Annotated in this window: 16 protein-coding genes; 12 read left to right on the top strand and 4 right to left on the bottom strand. The window is 43.3% G+C overall.

Annotated elements, in window-relative coordinates:
• The first annotated feature begins 122 nt into the window (after positions 1–122).
• Entirely contained in the window at positions 123–818 is a 696-nt protein-coding gene (locus tag B3V51_RS02850) for a hypothetical protein (protein WP_186474026.1), read from the top strand.
• 168 nt (positions 819–986) lie between these two features.
• Here the strand turns inward: B3V51_RS02850 and B3V51_RS02845 are convergent, their stop codons facing one another.
• Positions 987–1,709: a GntR family transcriptional regulator gene (locus B3V51_RS02845; protein WP_414706362.1), complete on the bottom strand. Its 723-nt coding sequence runs from the start codon at positions 1,707–1,709 to the stop codon at positions 987–989.
• A gap of 329 nt (positions 1,710–2,038) precedes the next feature.
• Between B3V51_RS02845 and B3V51_RS02840 the strand changes: the two genes are divergently transcribed.
• The 5 genes from B3V51_RS02840 (at position 2,039) to B3V51_RS02820 (ending at position 8,009) form a co-directional block, all read left to right on the top strand.
• Positions 2,039–3,328 carry an SLC13 family permease gene (locus B3V51_RS02840; RefSeq protein ID WP_186474024.1) on the top strand — a complete coding sequence of 430 codons (1,290 nt, stop codon included), beginning with the start codon at positions 2,039–2,041 and terminating at the stop codon, positions 3,326–3,328.
• Between the two features lie 606 nt (positions 3,329–3,934).
• Positions 3,935–4,954, top strand: a complete 1,020-nt coding sequence (locus B3V51_RS02835; protein ID WP_186474022.1) for a Bug family tripartite tricarboxylate transporter substrate binding protein — start codon at positions 3,935–3,937, stop codon at positions 4,952–4,954.
• A gap of 117 nt (positions 4,955–5,071) precedes the next feature.
• Entirely contained in the window at positions 5,072–5,527 is a 456-nt protein-coding gene (locus tag B3V51_RS02830) for a tripartite tricarboxylate transporter TctB family protein (protein ID WP_186474020.1), read from the top strand.
• A gap of 5 nt (positions 5,528–5,532) precedes the next feature.
• The gene (locus B3V51_RS02825; RefSeq protein ID WP_186474018.1) at positions 5,533–7,038 is read left to right on the top strand and encodes a tripartite tricarboxylate transporter permease; all 1,506 of its coding nucleotides are present in this window, start codon (positions 5,533–5,535) and stop codon (positions 7,036–7,038) included.
• 197 nt (positions 7,039–7,235) lie between these two features.
• Positions 7,236–8,009 carry a sulfite exporter TauE/SafE family protein gene (locus B3V51_RS02820; RefSeq protein ID WP_286707920.1) on the top strand — a complete coding sequence of 258 codons (774 nt, stop codon included), beginning with the start codon at positions 7,236–7,238 and terminating at the stop codon, positions 8,007–8,009.
• Positions 8,010–8,132: 123 nt separating this feature from the next.
• Here the strand turns inward: B3V51_RS02820 and B3V51_RS02815 are convergent, their stop codons facing one another.
• From B3V51_RS02815 to B3V51_RS02805, 3 genes are all read right to left on the bottom strand, one after another.
• The gene (locus B3V51_RS02815) at positions 8,133–9,065 is read right to left on the bottom strand and encodes a response regulator (protein ID WP_071002039.1); all 933 of its coding nucleotides are present in this window, start codon (positions 9,063–9,065) and stop codon (positions 8,133–8,135) included.
• A gap of 33 nt (positions 9,066–9,098) precedes the next feature.
• Positions 9,099–11,456, bottom strand: a complete 2,358-nt coding sequence (locus B3V51_RS02810; RefSeq protein WP_071002040.1) for a sensor histidine kinase — start codon at positions 11,454–11,456, stop codon at positions 9,099–9,101.
• Between the two features lie 416 nt (positions 11,457–11,872).
• Positions 11,873–12,664 carry a class II aldolase/adducin family protein gene (locus B3V51_RS02805; RefSeq protein ID WP_071002041.1) on the bottom strand — a complete coding sequence of 264 codons (792 nt, stop codon included), beginning with the start codon at positions 12,662–12,664 and terminating at the stop codon, positions 11,873–11,875.
• 85 nt (positions 12,665–12,749) lie between these two features.
• Here B3V51_RS02805 and B3V51_RS02800 point away from each other — a divergent pair, with 85 nt between their 5' ends.
• The 6 genes from B3V51_RS02800 (at position 12,750) to B3V51_RS02775 (ending at position 19,082) form a co-directional block, all read left to right on the top strand.
• Positions 12,750–13,439, top strand: coding sequence for a Crp/Fnr family transcriptional regulator (locus B3V51_RS02800; protein ID WP_212564292.1), 690 nt, complete (start codon positions 12,750–12,752; stop codon positions 13,437–13,439).
• Between the two features lie 160 nt (positions 13,440–13,599).
• Positions 13,600–15,303 carry a phosphoethanolamine transferase gene (locus B3V51_RS02795; RefSeq protein ID WP_252962566.1) on the top strand — a complete coding sequence of 568 codons (1,704 nt, stop codon included), beginning with the start codon at positions 13,600–13,602 and terminating at the stop codon, positions 15,301–15,303.
• Between the two features lie 56 nt (positions 15,304–15,359).
• A complete protein-coding gene (locus B3V51_RS02790) occupies positions 15,360–16,061 on the top strand; it encodes a response regulator transcription factor (protein WP_240366099.1) in 702 nt (233 codons plus the stop codon).
• 77 nt (positions 16,062–16,138) lie between these two features.
• Complete coding sequence (locus B3V51_RS02785; RefSeq protein WP_212564289.1) at positions 16,139–17,485, top strand: sensor histidine kinase; 1,347 nt, start codon at positions 16,139–16,141, stop codon at positions 17,483–17,485.
• 239 nt (positions 17,486–17,724) lie between these two features.
• Positions 17,725–18,195, top strand: a complete 471-nt coding sequence (locus tag B3V51_RS02780) for a diacylglycerol kinase (protein WP_083328856.1) — start codon at positions 17,725–17,727, stop codon at positions 18,193–18,195.
• A 92-nt stretch (positions 18,196–18,287) separates the two neighbouring features.
• The gene (locus B3V51_RS02775; protein WP_286707919.1) at positions 18,288–19,082 is read left to right on the top strand and encodes a PAP2 family lipid A phosphatase; all 795 of its coding nucleotides are present in this window, start codon (positions 18,288–18,290) and stop codon (positions 19,080–19,082) included.
• The last annotated feature ends 133 nt before the right edge of the window (positions 19,083–19,215 follow it).

The following is a 19,215-nucleotide window of genomic DNA, read 5'->3' as shown; positions in this document are numbered from 1 at the left end:
ATCGTCAGCCCTTGTAACTCCGTCAGTGGAAGTCAATGAACTGGTACTTTTGCAAGAGATCTAGTAGCTACTATCTAGTAGCTACTAATAGTATTCATCCAAATAGACTGAGGGATTAAATCATGAAAACATTAGGATTATGTATTGCCGCAGGACTGGGCTTAAGCGCTTGTGCGAGCGGTGGAACGATGGGTAACACCAACCCAAACAACATAGTGACCGAGTACCCTGTTGAGACCGCCATGCTCAATATCTATACCAAACAACGTAGTGAAAATTTGGTTGCCACTATCGGCAATCAAACGGCCTCAGCAGATATTCAAGTCACGCCTAAAGGCAACATGGTTTTCAATAATAAAAAGGTACAAGGTACTGAGATCAACACGATCAATAAAGTGAACAATCAAATCACTAACCATTCAGTCGCTATCAATTACTTCACCTTGAACCCTTTGGTATTTCACGGTTTTACAGACAGCACAGGCAAATACTCAGTCTCAAATCAAACGACCACTATCCCCAAAATGGCGACGGTGGGCGACTCAAACAAATTGATTACTGAAAATGTCTATACGGACAGTCGTATGCGCCAAAAAATCGGCACCTATAACCAAAACTGGTCCCTGACGCGAGACAGCAATCAGACCGCATGGTTCTGTATCGAAACCTCAGACAACATGCTTACTGGTGGCACCTCTGAAGGCAGCTCAAAAGAATGCTACAAAATCAATGCCAAAGGCGACATACTTGCGAGCAAAGTCACTATCGCACCGCCAGCTGGTAATGGCGGACAGACGATTACGTTTAACAGCAAGTAAGCTGCTCAATGATGAATAGGCCATTTCTTTAATCGGTCATTCATAGATCCTAGATTCGAAATAAAAATAAAACCGATATAAAAAAGGAGCCGAATCATCGGCTCCTTTTTTATAGCTTATTGAGCATAACTTAACCACTGCCCTCGCTAATGGTGAAATGGCCAATGGTTAAATAATATTGACCTCATAACTAAATTTTTCTGCCAATCCATAAGACTCTCTATATTCGATAGGGTCCCCTTCTAGGTTTTTAGCAACGCGGCATACTTTCACTAAGTTTTCTTGCTTGGTATTGTCCAGATAAGGGTCTATATGATTGGAGATAAAAAACAGCATTTCTACGGCAGATGAGACAAACTGACCACACTTTTTGTAATAAAAAGGATAAAGAAGATTTTCAAAGTCTTCAGGTTCAAGACCAACAAAGTCTTCGTAACGGCTTTTGGGTAACCAGATTTTTTCGCTCAAAATCACTCTGTCTTCGACAATGCGCACACGTTCTATATAGATCAGTGCGGCGTTTTTATCGATCTTTAATGCTTCATTGACCGTCTTAACCGCGTCTATCACCGTGATATTTTTTATCACGCCCGTCGGTACGACATAAGAGGCATCTTTATCGCGGTATTTGAAAAACCTTAATAACGAGCCCTCAAAGTTGGGCCTTTTTAAAAAAGTACCACGACCTTGCTGCTTTATCAAAACGCCGTCATCCACCAGTTTTTCGACCGCTTTGCGCACAGTGCCCACCGATACTTGGTACTTATCTGCAAACTCCTGTTCTGTCGGTAAGGGAGTTTTTTCATCCCATTTATTTTCTGTCAATAGCGTTTGTATATGCCACCGTACTTGCTCATACCGTGGCATGTTAAATTTTTTAAAATTATCCATAATTTTTTCACCAAAATAGGAAGATTTTATTAATACGCCCAATCATGTTCATAAGAAATAAAATATCTCTGACACTCTATCTTAAGCCCTTACCAAACTTTATACACATCATTTTGATATTAAAGTCTATCTAGATTTTTTGGTCAATCTCACCTAATTAACGGCTCCTTTTTTGCTATTATTCTATTGAATTATATACACTTAAAAAGCTAATAAGATTTTTTAGCCTACAAAGCTATTCGTCAACATTATCACAATGTTCTTCAATCTAAAACATATATATGTATTTAGATTTTTAGATTTTATACCGTCAAGACCGAGGAGCGAATATGACCCTATATCTTATAGCGGCCATAGTAATTTCTATTGTGTTGGGTTACACCACTAAAATCAATATCGGCTTGTTTGCTATCGTGTTCGCGTATCTGATTGGCTGTTTTGGTATGCAGCTAAGCGCTTACGAGGTTATTAAATTGTGGCCTCTAAAGATTTTCTTTGTGATTTTTGCTGTGACGCTCTTCTATAACTTCTCTTTAGCCAATGGCGCTTTGGAAAAACTGTGTGAACATTTGATATATAAGTGTCGGCATTTTCCAGCGTTTTTGCCATTGGCGATTTTTTTTGCTGCGACAATTGTAGCAGCTTTAGGAGCCGGTTATTACACGGTTCTTGCCACGATGGCACCGATGATTTTGTTGTTATCTAAAAGAACCAACTTAAATATCATCATTGCAACGTTATCCGTGAATTACGGGGCGCTGGCAGGTGCCAATTTTATCACTTCACAGAGCGGCGTTATTTTCAGAGAGCTTATGAGCGGTGCTGGCGTTGCCAATGACAATACCTTTACGTATGGCTTAGGCATATTTGCTGCGACCTTTTTGATGCCGATTGTCTTGTTAGGAAGCTATAGCTTTATCAATGCCAAGACCAGCAAGATCGCCATTCAAACCGTTGTTCCAGCGCCTTTTGACACCAAACAAAAAAAATCCATCATGCTAATTTTTATGATGATGGCGATTGTATTGGTTGTGCCTATCTCAAACCTACTTGCACCGAATGTAGATGCCATTGAGTTTTTGAACGCTCGAATTGATATTGGTTTTATCGCCATTTTCTTTGCTTTAATGAGCTTGTTTTTGAAGCTGGGTGATGAAAAAACCGTGATTGCGTTGATACCATGGAATACGCTTATTATGATCTGCGGTGTGGGTATGTTAATCAGCCTAGGTGTGGAGGTGGGTGTCATTTATGAGCTGACAGAGTGGCTCGGTACCAACGTTCCTATTTGGATGATACCATTTTTGGTGTTTATTATTAGTGCAATTATGTCGATATTTGCTAGTACGCTTGGTGTTGTTGCGCCTACGCTATTTCCGATGGTGCCTGCGTTGGCAGTGGCTTCTGGTTTGAGTCCTTTTTTCTTGTTTATCTGTATCGTGATCGGCGCTCAAAGCTCGTCCATCTCTCCCTTCTCTTCAGGAGGTAGCCTGATACTGGGTGCCGCTCAAGTGCATATCGACAAAAACAAGCTATTGCATACGCTACTGTTTAAAGCAGTGCCTTTGGACATTGTCGTTGGCTTGATCGCCATTTTATTTATTCAGATGATATTTTGAGCACAATAAAAAAAACATATGTAATGTAAATAATGATACTTTGTTCAGTTTTATACTTATAAGACAATCTTTACAAGCCGTATTGATAGACAAAAAACATCGCACCTATTGGCAGTGACCGTCGACATTTTTGCCTATCAACCACTGAGCAAACACTGATTCCGCCTCCCTATTGCCTGTCTCATAATAAGAAATTGCCCTCAGATAAAGGCATCCTCTGTTTCATTTTAAGAGCGATTTCTTGTTTTATAGCGGTTGCTATTAATCACTCTCATCATGCGTTATTCATAAGCATTTGTTTTTACTGTCATTATAAAACCTCATTTTAGATTAGGGCTGGTCCTATATTTATCTAATACCGACATAGCAAGCTTGGGTTTTTACAAAGTCCATCCCGCTACTGATTTCAAAAAATTCATATATACATACATATGTTTCTTGTTATTTCTAAATTATTCTGTTACTTTTGCAAAGTGAACAAAAAGACTACTGTTGTAAAGGTTGGTAACATTATTGGTCTACTTCCAACTTTTTGTATAGTCACCCTATCCTTTCAATCAAAATTTTATTGATTTTTACTGAAAAAATACACACAAGGAGTGTCGTGTGAAAAAACTATCCTATCTAGCGCTTGGTCTCTCTGTCCTCACCTTGACAGCGTGTAACAATGCTAACGAAACTGCGAGCGCAGGTGCAGATGAATTTGCAGGTCCTTCACGTCCAGAATGTATCGCTCCAGCAAAACCAGGTGGCGGCTTTGACTTGACCTGTAAGCTTGCTCAGTCAGGTCTAAGAGACACGGGTATATTGACAGACCCAATGCGCGTCACTTATATGCCAGGCGGCGTCGGTGCAGTGGCATATAACAAAATTGTCGCCAATGACCGTGCTAACGAAGACGCTATTATCGCGTTCTCAACGGGATCAATCCTGAACTTATCACAAGGTAAATTTGGTAAATTCACCGAAAAAGACGTGAAATGGCTCGCCGCCGTTGGTACCGATTATGGTGCTATCGCTGTCAATGCTGACTCGCCAATCAAAGATCTAGCAGGATTGGTCGCTGAGCTTAAGACGAATCCAAAAGCAATCAGTTTCGCCGCCGGTGGTAGTGTTGGTGGTCAGGACTGGATGCAAACTGCCATTTTGGCAAAAGCCGTTGGTGTTAATCCTAACGACATGACTTATGTTGCGATGGAAGGCGGCGGTGAGGCCATCACCGCAGTCATGGGCAACCATGTCACTGTTGTGAGTGCTGGTATTGCTGAGATTATGCCACAAGCTACTGCTGGCAAACTACGTGTATTGGCCGTATTTGCCGATGAAAGACTGGGCGGCTCTATGGCTGATATCCCTACTGCAGTAGAGCAAGGCTATGATGTGACTTGGCCTGTCGTTCGTGGTTACTACATGGGTCCAGATGTTAGTCCTGCCGCTTACGACTGGTGGAAAGCGTCATTTGACAAGATGCTTGCTGATCCAAAATTTGCCGAATTGCGTGAACAGCAAGAGCTACTACCTTTCTCTATGACTGGCGAAGAGCTTGAGCAGTATGTCTATAAGCGTACTGGAGAGTTACGTGAGTTGTCTTCTGAGTACGGTCTTACGGGTGCTACCGCTAAATAGTCTCATCCAGACCATATCCCCTTAATGATTGAATACTAAAACTTCATGGTATTTATCGAAGGTTGACAGATGAGACATCTATCAACCTTTTTATTTTAGAATTTAAGGAGTACTTCTATGACAATGGAACGTGCGTTCTCTGGATTGATGGCACTGTTTAGCTTATTTTTGGTCTACTTAGCTATTGGTTACGTCGCTCCCATTGCCTATGATCCTATCGGTCCTCGGCCCTATCCTATTTTAATTTTTTCATTGATGGCGTTTTTGACCTTGGTGATCGCCTTTCGTCCACCGCGATTCACCAAACCTATTAATTTAGGGTACAACAAGATCGTTATTAGAAACCTTGTTTTATGTGTCAGCGCATTATTGATTTATAGTTTGATTTTTGAGCCCCTAGGTTTTGTTGTTGCTACCACCCTGATGTGTTTTGCGGTTGGTCTACTGTTTGCCGGCAATCCTATTAAATGCCTTATCTTTTCAGTTGTGATCAGTATCGCCCTGTATGTCCTATTTGACATGGCTTTGGATGTGATTCTGCCACTTGGAATATTATCAGGAATAATGGGATAGCTATTATGGAAACTTTTGATTTTTTAATGCACGGTTTCGGCGTAGCAATGTTGCCCAAAAACTTACTGATTGCACTCATCGGTGCTTTTATTGGTACGATTGTGGGTATGTTGCCAGGCCTTGGCCCAATTAACGGTGTGGCAATTCTACTACCATTTGCTTTTGCCCTTGGTCTGCCACCAGAAAGTGCGCTTATCCTTTTAGCAGCTGTATACTTGGGGTGTGAATACGGCGGTCGTATTTCTGCCATTCTACTAAACGTCCCAGGATCTGCCGCGGCGGTGATGACCTCCTTGGATGGTAATCCGCTTGCGACACAAGGCAAAGCCGGCATCGCCTTATCCATCTCTGCGGTCGCCTCGTTTATTGGCTCGACGATTGCAACCATCGGCGTGGTGCTATTTGCACCTCTACTGGCCAAATGGGCGGTGTCTTTTGGCCCTGCTGAATACTTTGTATTGATGGTATTCGCGATTTGCTGCTTGAGTGGTTTGGTCGGTGATCAGCCTATCAAAACAGCGGTATCCGCATTAATCGGCTTGGGTCTTGCCACCGTCGGCGTCGATGCAGTGACGGGTATTTATCGCTATACTTTTGACTCCGTCAACCTATCTGATGGTATCCAATTTACAACGATCGTTATTGGTTTCTTTAGTGTCAGTGAAATCTTGATTTTGCTCGAAAGAACCAGTACTGGCGGTAAAATAATCGAGCAAGGTAAGCGTAGCTTATTCAACCTAAAAGAGTTTCTCTTCACCATCGGTGCTATGTTGCGTAGTGGTGCAATGGGTTTCTTCGTTGGTATCCTACCGGGTGCAGGTGCGACGATTGCCAGTGCAATGACCTATGCCAGTGAACGTAAAATTGCTGGTGATGATGGCAAATTTGGTGAAGGTGACCTTCGTGGCCTAGCATCACCAGAAGCGGCTAATAACGCATCAGCGTGTGGCTCATTTGTACCAATGTTGACCCTAGGTGTCCCAGGTTCTGGTACGACAGCGGTTATGATGGGTGCGTTGACGTTGTACAATATCACGCCAGGTCCACAGCTATTTACTGAGCAGCCAGATATCGTTTGGGGTCTTATTGCCTCATTGTTCATCTGTAACGTTATCTTGCTTGTCATGAACATCCCGTTGGTTGGTTTCTTCTCTAAACTGCTGAATGTACCAAACTACATTTTGATCCCATCAATCGCTGCTATTAGCTTCGTTGGTGTCTACTCTATCAACAGTACAACGTTTGATATGGTGTTTATGGTAGGACTTGGTATCTTTGGTTATTTCTTACGTAAACTGCACTTCCCTCTATCAGCCCTTATCCTAGGTTATGTACTAGGTGAGCTTATGGAATCTAACCTACGTCGTGCGCTCTCCATCTCTCAAGGTGAGATGTCTATTCTGTGGAGCAGCCCAATCACCGTATCATTATGGGGTCTGGTCGTTGTCATGATCTTTATGCCAATCATTCGTAAAACGTATCGTAAACGCTTTAAGAAGACTGCTGCATAAGTTTTTGTCAGTTCGTCTCTAAATGTCTCTTTGGCGGTGGTTATACTCAGGTATGACCACCGTTTTTTTAGAGATACTTTTACCCTACTTTCAATAGTTATTAGGGACAAGCCTTTAACACTCCTCACTTTTTTGTCAGCTGTCCAACATTAGCAAAACATCACTACTTGATGTCACTCATGAAATAGGATTTTATAGTGCCCCTTGTTTTAGATTTGTTGCAAACCATTCCAACGTGGCACTTAGTAGGACTATTCAGTGCTGGTATGATTGCTTTTATTATCTCTACGATATCTGGTGGTGGCGGTGCGATGCTGCTGATACCAGTTACTTCTTCGATGATAGGGACTGCGGTTGCGCCGCCTGTGATCAACGTGGCTACCTTTATGAGTAATGCCTCGCGGCTCTATTTATTTTGGCATGATATTGACTGGTCATTGACCAAATACTATGTGCCAAGCGCTATCGTAGGAGCGTGGTTGGCGGCATTGGTCTTTAGTCGTTTGGATGCAGGCTGGATTCAGTTATTGGTAGGTGCATTTTTAGTCTCTACTATTTCCCAATACAAGTTCGGTAAAGTAAGTAAAACGTTTGACATGCCAAAAGTAGGTTTTGTACCTGTGGGCTTTTTCATTGCCTTTATGAGCACGTTGGTGGGTGGCCTAGGTCCCATTCTTAACCCTTTTTATATGAACGCAGGTCTAGAAAAAGAGAATCTTATTGCGACCAAAACGGCGAATTCTTTTTTTGTCGGTATTGTGCAAGTCGTCAGCTACGCCTTTTTTGGCATACTCACAGTCAAGATCTGTGTGTATGGTCTGGTATTAGGACTGGGTGCCGTTATTGGCAACGTCATTGGCAAACACTTTTTGGCTGGCATCAGTATTAGTCAGTTTAGAATAATGCTGCTGATACTAATGGTGATGAGTGGTCTAATAATGATTATAAGAAACATAAACGTACTGTTTTAATAAGCCTATCACTCGATACCGTAATTATGTCACGCAAATTCTTATAAATACGGCTATTTATTCTTTATTAAAGATAATGCTCAATCATATGCTGACTTGATATAGCATCTTAATCAGAATACTTTACATCATCATGCGCCAGCCTCTAAACTTGGCAAAGAAACCCTTCAATCTTTCAGAAAAATTAAAAGTCTCAGCTTCTGGTACTTCTTCAACATGATGACGCGTTGCTAATATCGGCTGCTGTACCAGTCTTTCGTGATGCTCAAACGCGCGGTCCAGACTGATACTCATAATAGAGAAGTTGGTAGGACGTGGCAGACAGCGATATACCTGCCCTTTATTGATGAGATCAATCACCATGTGAGCGTCTTTAAATTCAGTCAACATCAGCACCATCAGATCGGGCTGGATATTTTTTAGAGCGTAGACAATAGGAGTAATATTTTCTTCGTTGAGCGTCGCATCCGTGATGGTGACACCAAACTTCTTTTTTTGTAGTAACTTCGCAGCCTGCTCGAGGTTGCTTGCCCAGCTCACTGTATAAGTACTTTTAAACTGATTTTTTATTTCTTGATAAATACTCTCATCATCATCTAATACCAGTATATTCCTTTTGCTACTAGCATTCATAAAACTCTGAGATTCATCACCTTGCTTCATATTTTGGGTAATATCTTGCGTTTGCTGAGCAATCTCTGTGGCTTTATTTACGATCTTTTTGAGCTCATCATTTTGCCAAGGCTTGGTGATATAACGGTAAATCTCTCCGTCATTGACCGAGTCAATCACCGCATTGAGATCCGCATAGCCTGTTAGCAAGATACGAATGGTATTGGGTGACGCTTCTTTAATATCACGCAAGACTTCCGTCCCTTGCTTATCAGGCATACGTTGGTCACTGATGACCACTTGTACATCGTGCTCGCTGACATATTTCATAAGCTCAGTGGCATCGGTGGTGGTAAATACATCGTGCGACTGGCGAAAATGCATTTTTAGACTGCGTAAAATGCGCGGCTCATCATCGATAAAGGCAATTTTTGGTTTTTGCATGAGGCTCTCTTTAGGTGAGTGGTGAGAAGTATTTCAACCTTCAAATAAGGCTTTGGAGGGTTTATTTTCATAAGTTTTTGACTGTATTGGCAGCATAATGGTAAAAGTTGTGCCCTCGCCGACGATTGAGCTCGCTGCAATACTGCCGCCATGCTGCTCAATAATTTGCGTGCTGATCGCCAGCCCTAAACCCGTTCCATCGCCTGCTTTTTTGGTGGTAAAAAACGGCTCAAAGATACGCTCTAAAGCCTGCTCGTTGATACCGATACCATTATCTGTGACCTGCACCACTACCTGCGACTGCGTCTCATCGACAGCTGATGTGATATGCAACTCGCCTTTTTGATCAGGCGCTATGGCTTGAGCGGCATTATTGAATAAATTTAATAGCACTTGATTGATTTGCGAGGGGTTACATTGAGTCAGCGGCAGTGTCGCTAGGTTGGTCGTAATATCTAGGGTTTTGAGGTTATTGCGCGCCATGACCAGCGAGGTGGTGATACAGTCATTGATATCGACGTCTTTTACTTTTGATTCATCAATTCTAGAAAAGTCGCGCAAACTTACCACCAACTCAGCTATCTGATCGACCCCGTACAAGCTGTCTTTGATCAAATCGGCCAAGTCCTCACTGACTTCATCTTCTTTGATCTCTTCACAGCATTGTAGAGTTTGAGCCGTCAATTGTGCTACTTGCGCTTGGTCAGCACTAGAGTCTTTTAGCGCCTGCAATAGCTGGTCAGTCTGGCTGATCAGCTCATCGAAACGCGTCAAGTTATCACCGACCAGTTCGATATTACTGCGTACATAGCCCAGTGGTGTGTTGACCTCGTGCGCCACGCCTGCCACCATTTGACCCAAGGTTGCCATTTTTTCGGAGCGCACTAATTGTACTTGTGAGGCTTTTAGCTCATCCATCGCTTGCTGTAGATCTTGGGTACGGGCAGCAACTTGTTTTTCTAGATGGACGTTGATCTCGGCAAGCGCGCCTTCGTTTTCGACGACACGATCAATCAGTTGGTTGGTCTGCTCACTGATGATCTGAATTTCGCTCACGCTTGAGCTGGGCAGCTTATGTGCGAGCAGTTTCTGATATTGTTTTTGTTCAATCAAAGCGCCCATCTCAGCCACCAAAAGCGACATACGTTGTAATGGACGAGTAAAATACTGACGGAACACCCATGCCGTTAATAATAAAATAGGGATAAAGCCCAGTAGCATGGCTTGAATCAGCTGGTTCGATAGCGCATTGGCAACACTGAGCAGATCACTATTGGGTTTGACGATCACCATTTTCCAGTAAGTAAATGGCATGCGAAAGACGAAGGCTGTGGCTGGCTGCTGCAAGACAAAATCATTGGGTACGTCGATGGTATCGACCAGATGGCTGTCGACTAAATTGAAAGTTTGATCGATATTTAATAACAGCAACGCCGAGAGTAGCTCAGACTCTTGCTCACTTATTTTGCCCAGATTGGTCGTACTCAAAATACTACGCGCCGCCAAGGTAAAACGGCTTTCATCTTTGGCAGTAGCATCATCAATGAGCGTATCGTTAATGCGACCCAAACTGTCCGCGATAGGCGCAAAACTCGGATTGATAGCCGCCAACTGACTGGCGTTCATCATCTCACCTTGTGGATTGTTGGCGGTGGTTTGAGTGACGAGCGACTGATCAGGAAAAGTTAGGAATCGATTGTCCAAGTCAACCAAAAAGACATAGCCGCCTATTTTTTCTTGCCACCTCTTCATGGCGGCATCAAGATTGTCCAATAATAAGTTAAAACTCACCACGCCATCAAACGCTTGATTAGTACTGTTGTACAATGCTTTAGCACAAGTCATCATCGGCTGATTGCTGGTGGGATCGATGTATGCCCGACTCCAGACGCAGTGATCATGATTGGCGTACAACGCTGGAATATACCACCAGTCTCGATAATAAGCATTGGGCGTTTGACTTACTTGGTCATAGCGCGTCACTGACTGCATGCTGCCTGTCTCATCGCGCGCCCATACAAACGACTGACGCTCTTGACCTTGGGCATACATATTTGGGTCAAACCATACCCCGCCACCCACGATTCTTTGATCCATTTGTTGCATGAGATTGCCAAAGGTTTCTTGGTAAAGTGCATCCTCTTTAGGTAGACCGCCCGCCATCGTACTGCTTGCTTTTGCCAGCCCATCGACATGGTTGATACTCACCATGATACTGTTGATGACTTCGTTACCTGTTTCAACCACAGTCTCTGATGTCATCTCCATAATGCGCGGCTTGCCTTGGGTTTCAATGACCAAGTACACCATGAGGATAATCAGCAAAAAAGCCAACGCTAAAATAATCAGCATACGGGTAGAGATACTACCAAGCCTGCCAGCAACGCTCATACACACACCTTTTATCTACGCATCAACTGCTATCAATGAATCTCTTAATGGATATCAATCTCTGTGACACACAGCAACTATTTATAATGGGCATAAGAATACGGCTCATTTATGAACATATGATGACAAAAAAATACAAGTTGATAGAGGCGGATTAATTTAAAAACCGGTGATAGCACACAAAGGGAATGAGGAGTCAAAATAAGACCCTGACAGATAGAATGCTTATAGGGAGGTAAAAACAGGAAACAAAAAAGCAGCGCATCAAACGATGTGCTGCTTTTTTTTGGTGCGACGGTTGTTGATGGCGTATAGATTGCAAACACTAGATAATAAACCTTACCTGAGCGTCTTTTATATACTCATACTGACCACGCTCTTGATGGTAATACTCACCTAACGCTGCCCATATGTAATCACTCCTCAAACGATGGGTCAGTACGGCGTAGCTTTCTTAATAAGGCAGGCCATGCGATATCACCATTCGCTCCTCTGGTCACCTGCTTCGATGCCGCTTGAATACCAGCCAATATTTGTGCTGGTATCGGCGTCAATGCGCTGCCACCGCTTTGCGCCTTGATTTGAATCTCGCAGGCGTTTTGTAAAATATACATATTCAAAAACGCATCAGCGACGGTGTCGGCACAAGTGAGCAGACCGTGATTGCGCAAGATCATAAAGTTAGCCTTGCCTAAATCAGCGACCAAGCGGACTTTTTCTTCTGGGTTAAGTGCAACGCCCTCGTAATCGTGATATGCCAAGTTAGATAACGGAAATAATGACTGCTGCGAGATGGGTAGTAGGCCTTGCTCTTGCGCCGAGACCGCTACGCCATCGCTAGTATGCAGATGAATCACGCAGTGCGCATCATCACGGGCTTCGTGTACGGCACTATGAATAATAAACCCGGCTGGATTGACATTGAACGCTGATGGCGAGACCTTTTCGCCCGCTTTGTTGACTTTGACTAGGCTGGAAGCGGTGATCTCTTCAAATAGCATGCCATAAGGATTGATTAAAAACTCATCTTCTGTCCCTGGTACGCGGGCTGAGATATGGGTAAATACCAGATCATCCCAGCCATAGGACGCAATCAAGCGATAACAAGCAGCAAGATTTACTCGCATCTGCCACTCTTGTTCGCTCATATTATGGTGTACACTCGATGTTGAATCAGTTTGTGTGGTCGTTTTTATCGCTGTTTGCATTGTATAGTCCTTTACAGTTGTGAATAGTCCGAATAATTACTCTACACCATTCTTCAAACCCAAATCTGTCAAAAACATGACACTTATGAATATCAATCATCATTTAAATAACGACCCTTGGTTTGCTGACTTGCCAACCGACGTGCAAGCGCTACTAGCGTATAACGCTGTGCTAAAGGTATACCAAAAAAGCCAAATGATTCATGCTATTGGTGACAATGATGATGCGGCGCTGCACTTTGTCGTATCGGGTACGATTAGAGTCTGCAATGTGAGCACTAGCGGCAATGCCATGACCCTCGCTCACCTATCTAGTGGCGAGTGGTTTGGTGAGATCTCTATCATAGATGATAATCCTCGCACCCACGATGCATGGACGATTAATAAGGTTACGTTGATTTCTATCCCCAGAAAGGTGGTAATTCAAACGGCGCAACAGTATCCAATTTTATACAAGCACCTCGCGCTCATCACTTGTGCGCGTATTCGTAGAGCCTTTGACTGGATTGATGACGCTACCTCGTTGAGTACATCGGCAAGACTGGCGAGTATGCTTGTAGGGCTGATTGGTAATTATGGCAAGCAGATGGATGGCGATATAAAGATAGATTTGCGCTTATTACAAGAAGAGCTTGGCTTTATGCTCGGTACCACCCGACAAACCATCAATAAAATCATTCAGTCTTGGCAAAAACAGGAATTCATAGATATGCACTATGGTTTTATTACTATAAAGAATCAGTCTGAGTTAAAAGCAATCATGAATCCTGAATAATTTGAATATCTATAAAATCTGTCCGTAAAATTTTATATAAACCACTCAACACCTCGCAAACTAGCATCAGCATCAAAGCTGCCACCTTAACATCTTCTTAACAGCACACTTGTTATGGTAAGGAATGACGTTTCCTACCATTCTGTTGAGAAGTATTTATATGTCCATATCTCAAACCGCCAAAATCGATGCGCCTAAAACCAATAAAAAAAACAGCTATCTGAGTAAGCTCTACGATCATGAGGTAAATCTCAATTATCTTATTATCATTGTTGCCTTATATTTGGTGGTGACTGCCAATATTGGCTTTTTTGAGCAGGTGCTAGATGTCTATCCATTTAGCAAAAACGTCGGCTTTATACTGTCTATTACTGGCTTGTTGTTTGGACTGATGTGGCTGGTATTACAACTGCTTTGCTATCGTCCGATTGCCAAACCAGTATTGATTGCGCTACTGATCACTGCTGCCATCTGCGGTTATTTTACCGATGCTTACGGGACGATATTTGACACCAACATGCTGATCAATAGTCTGGAGACCGATCAAGCAGAGGCGATGGGATTGTTTGCCCCTAGTATGGTCATTCGGGTGCTGCTACTGAGCGTGTTGCCAGCAGTTATCATTAGCAAAATTCGTCTAAAGCGCTTTACTTGGCAACGCAGTATTCTACAAAAGACAGCTACCTTGATATTGTCTATCGCAGTTATCGCGGCGTGTCTTTTACCCTTTGGTGACCAGTACGCCAGCTTCTTTCGTCAGCATAAAGAGGTGCGCTCTTATGCCAACCCAATCACGCCTATTTACTCTACGATCAAACTTGTCGAAAACTATGTCAATGAGCTGCGCCGTCCTGATACTTTCACCCTACATGCGACAGATGCAAAGCGCGTCGCTCCTACCAGTAGCACTACAAACAGCAGCACTGCAAAACCCAAGCTCATGGTGTTCGTCGTTGGTGAAACGGCTCGCGCTGATCACTTTGGTTTAAATGGCTATACACGCAATACCACGCCACTACTCGCAAAACAGTCCAACCTTTATAGTTTTAAAGATGCCGTCTCTTGTGGCACTTCGACTGCCTACTCAGTGCCCTGCATGTTCAGTTATGCAAATCGAGAAAAATATGATATCGATACCGCCAAGTACAATGAAAACGTACTCGATACGCTCAGCAAGCAAGGGGTCAATGTCGTTTGGCGAGACAACAACTCTAGCTCTAAAGGCGTAGCTGATCGTGTCACTTTTGAGGACTTCAAAACGGCTGATACCAATCCGAACTGCGATGTTGAATGCCGAGATATTGGTATGCTTGATGGTTTTGATAAACTGGTTAAGTCAGGCAGCTCACCGAAAGAGACGCCTAAAGACACGCTTATTTTGTTACACCAAATGGGTAATCATGGCCCCGCTTATTACCAGCGCTACCCTAAAGAATTTGAAACGTACAAACCTGTCTGTATGACCAATGAGCTGTCAAAATGTGATACCCAGTCTGTGATCAATGGCTATGACAATGCGATTCTGTACACCGACTACTTTTTGGATAACGTGATCGATACCCTAAAGACTTACGAACAAGATTATGATGTAGTCATGGTGTATATGAGCGATCATGGCGAGAGTCTGGGAGAAAACAATATTTACTTGCATGGTCTGCCCTATAAGTTTGCACCAGATACCCAAAAACACGTACCTGCAGTCATTTGGTCACCAGACAGTAATCACATCGATGCGGACAGTCTCTCTATTATGAGCAGTCAGCCCGTATCACACGATTTTATTACGCCGACGTTGCTTAGCTTTTTTGGCATCACAACCGATGAAGTCAAAGGCGCGCCAACCTTTTTTAAAGTGAATAACTAAATCTGTTTTTATATTGCTCCATCTTTTAGGTAGCCACTATTTTTTAGGTCAACACCATGTATAAGATACTCGTTATTGAAGACAACCCCGATATCGTGGCCAATATTTATGCGTTTTTTGAGCCAAAAGGCTTTGAGCTGGACAACGCACATAATGGCTATAGTGGGCTAACGCTCGCCGCAAGCAATCATTATGACGTCATATTGCTCGATGTCATGCTACCAGGTATGGATGGCACCAAGCTGTGTAAGAAACTCAGAGAAGAACTGCATGACAAAACGCCTGTGCTGATGCTCACTGCGCGCGATACGATTTTGGATAAAGTGGCAGGCTTTGATAGCGGTGCTGATGATTATTTGGTCAAGCCATTTTCATTGATTGAGCTAGAGTGCCGTATCAAAGCACTTATACGTCGTCATGAGGACGATCATTTTGTACACAGTATCGCTGTGGGCGCGCTATCGCTAAATAATAGTGAACATACTATTATGCGCGAAGGAAAGTCGATTAAGCTCACCCCAACTGGATTTAAGATATTACATATCCTGATGAGTGCCGCACCGCGAGTCGTCAGCAAGACAGAACTTGAAGAAAAGGTTTGGGGTCTGGATATACCCAGCAGTGATGCGCTACGCACTCATATTCATAGCGTGCGGGCGCAGGTCGACAAGCCTTTTGACAAAACCATGATAGTAACAGTGCCTGGTGTGGGTTACCAAATTATCGATCCCAATAAATCAGAACACGCGGTAGTATAACTGAGAGAGTAGCACCTCATACTGTCTATCATCGCTCACTATATCAATTACCTCCTTTGATTAAGCATCTCCATATTATGTTCAATATAGACTCGATAGCCAATAAGTTTCGATTATCCTACTTTATATTCGCGCTGTTATTATGCGGGGCTTTTGTCAGTATTTTTCTATACGCGGAGAGCAGAATAGAACAGGAGTTGGTTAAGGGTCGGCTGTTGCAGCAGCTTGATATCAGCCAAGAAAAGTACGGCGATCGCTCTATTTATACTGCCGACCCAGGCATCAAGATCTATCGCTACGATAGTGCCCCTACCAACCTGCAAACAACAGCAACGGCAACGGTGCAAGAGAAGTCTGTCACTATAGACGGTGAGTCTGGCAAAACCCACGGTAACCTTCATTTTTTCGCCTATCAACAAGGCAATCAGACTTACATTTTGACGTACTTGGAAGGGGTTGAGATGGTGATGAGCCACTACCCTGTACTAGAAATCTTCGAAAACTTAGAAGATATCTTTGCAGACACACTAAGAGTGGCGGTCATTTTGAGTTTGCTTATTGCCGCCATATTCTCTCATTTATCCTCTAAACAAATCATCAAGCCTTTACTCGATTTAAAAAAAGCCGTCGAAACGGATCATAGCAACCTAACGGAACTCACGCACTTGCCCTCTGAGGTGGGCGTATTGGCGCGAGCTATCGATGAAAAAAACCATAAACTTGAGCAGTATCTAAAGCGCGAGCAACTGTTTACTGGTGATGTCAGCCATGAGCTGCGCACGCCCTTAACCATCATCATGGGTGCCTTCGAAGTGCTAGCTTCGCAATTACCAGCAGACAGTCATCTAAACGAGTTTACCAATCGGATTGGCACTACCGCCCGTGAGACCTCTGAGATTATCACCGCCCTGCTCTTACTTTCGCGCGCCCCTGAAAAGCTAGATGCACCGCAAACTTCTATCAATAGCATTGCCTTAGCCGAGGTGCAGCGATTGACCTATTTGCTGCGCTATAAAACGGTCACGTGTGAAATAGTCGCTGAGCAAGAATATAGCGCCTATGTGCGTCCTGAGCTATTAAAAATGGCACTGGGCAATTTGATAAAAAATGCGTTTCAGTATACCGATGATGGCGAAGTCACCATCACTATCGATGACGAAAAAATCATGGTAACTGATACTGGTCTTGGTATTCCTGAGGCGATGATGCCGCTGCTGTATGAGCGCTTTGAGCGCCTAACTCATGACTATCAAGACGAGGGTACAGGCATAGCCTTGTCACCAGAAAATGATATCAATCACAAGGTTGAAGGCTCAGGTTTGGGACTGAGTATCGTACAACGCATCATGTCTCATATGGGCTGGCAGCTGACTCATCAAGCCAATCCGTCTGGCGGCAGCACTTTTATTATTTATTATAAATAACCGTACTTTGCTTACTATCACCACAATTTCTATTTAACCATTGCCCACTGAACTGGCGGGCAATGCCATTTGTGCCATTTGTCCGAATCATTCTTTATTCTCATTCCTGCTTACGCTCTTAACGTTTTCTTAATCTCGCTCGTCTTATACTTAGGATATATCGACTTTGCTTGACTGTTTTTTTGGTCACGCAAAACCGAAAGCGCATCTTGATATTAATAGATCATTAAGAATTCTATATGAATAAAATTACTCCTATTAATCTTGAAGACGAGTCAGCCGAGCATTGCTCTATCAAGCAGGCAGCACATCACAGTGCGCTCACGCCTGATAGCTTTGCAGAAAGCGCAAAAGGCAAAACGGGCTTTTACCGAATTATAAAAGCTGCTGGCTATTCAATGGACGGATTTAAGGCAGCATACAAATTTGAGGCGGCTTTTCGACAAGTCGTGTGGCTCAATGTTGTCCTGCTTGCCGCTGTCATTATGATGCCTTTTACGCTTGGTATAAAAATGATGCTAGTGCTCGCGTCTTTTTTATCTTTAATTGTTGAGCTGATTAACACGGGTATCGAAGCTTGCGTCGACCACACATCAACCGCCAAGCATCCACTCGCAAAAATCGCAAAAGATGTTGGCTCGGCGGCGCAGTTCGTGTCGTTATGTCTATTAACAATTTTATGGCTCATGGCGTTGTCTGTCTTTTTATAAAGACATCTATCACAGGCACTGATCAATAATCAAGCTAGAAGCTATCCTATTTATTATACGTTCTTACTTACTATACATTGCCAGAGGTATCCATGACTTTAGAAAACCACTCAATGGCTTGGGACTGGCTAAAATTACTGTGTTTGACCATCCTCGCTACGTTGGTGTTTGAACATAGTCAGTTAGACATACGCATCAGTGAGCTTTTTTATAGCCATGGACACTGGCTACTAGAAAAAGGTGCGCAGCCTTATGCGTTTATCTTTTATGATTTGCCCAAAGCCCTACTGATCCTACTGGCGGTCTACCTCATAGCAGTGTTAATTATAAAATATAGACAGCCTTTGCCGGATCTTGCCTCACAGCATCGCTGTAAATTCGATAAATTTCTGTTTCCTTTACCAATTCGGGAGATCGGCTATCTACTGCTGGTATTAGCGATTGTACCGGCTACCATTACCACATTAAAAGGCGTCACCCATGTGAGCTGCCCGAATGACTTGGCAATTTTTGGCGGTGAGTTGCCTTATCTAAATCTGTGGCAAAACATGGTTGCCGCAACGCCTGCCAGATGCTTCCCAGCGGCTCACGCCAGCGCAGGATTCTCCTTATATGGATTGGCTTTTTTGCCAACACTCAAAAAGCACTGTTATCAAATACTAAAAATAGTTACGCTCTTAGGCTGGAGCATGGGGCTGTATAAGATGCTATTTGGCGATCATTTTTTTAGTCATACTTTGGTCTCGATGCTGCTATCACTGACGATAGCGTGTGCGCTTGCGACGCTATTCTTTAAAGATTCGATAAAGGCAAAGGCCAAAAGCGCCAGTAAAAAACATGCCGACACAGCCACTAGCTTGCTTGGTACTGAAACCTCAAGCACTTAGAATGATAGTTATCACGTTGCGTTATTTTGCTAGACACGACTAGCGAACTGCAGGCATATTAGGATGAGGGATTAAAGATGATTTATCAGCACTATAAGGACGTTATGAAACCACTTTGTGCCGTTATGCCAGC

Origin of the sequence: Psychrobacter sp. UBA2514 (genome assembly GCF_002341255.1) — a bacterium.
Lineage (GTDB): Bacteria > Pseudomonadota > Gammaproteobacteria > Pseudomonadales > Moraxellaceae > Psychrobacter > Psychrobacter pacificensis.
This window is presented reverse-complemented; position numbering and strand designations above follow the sequence as displayed.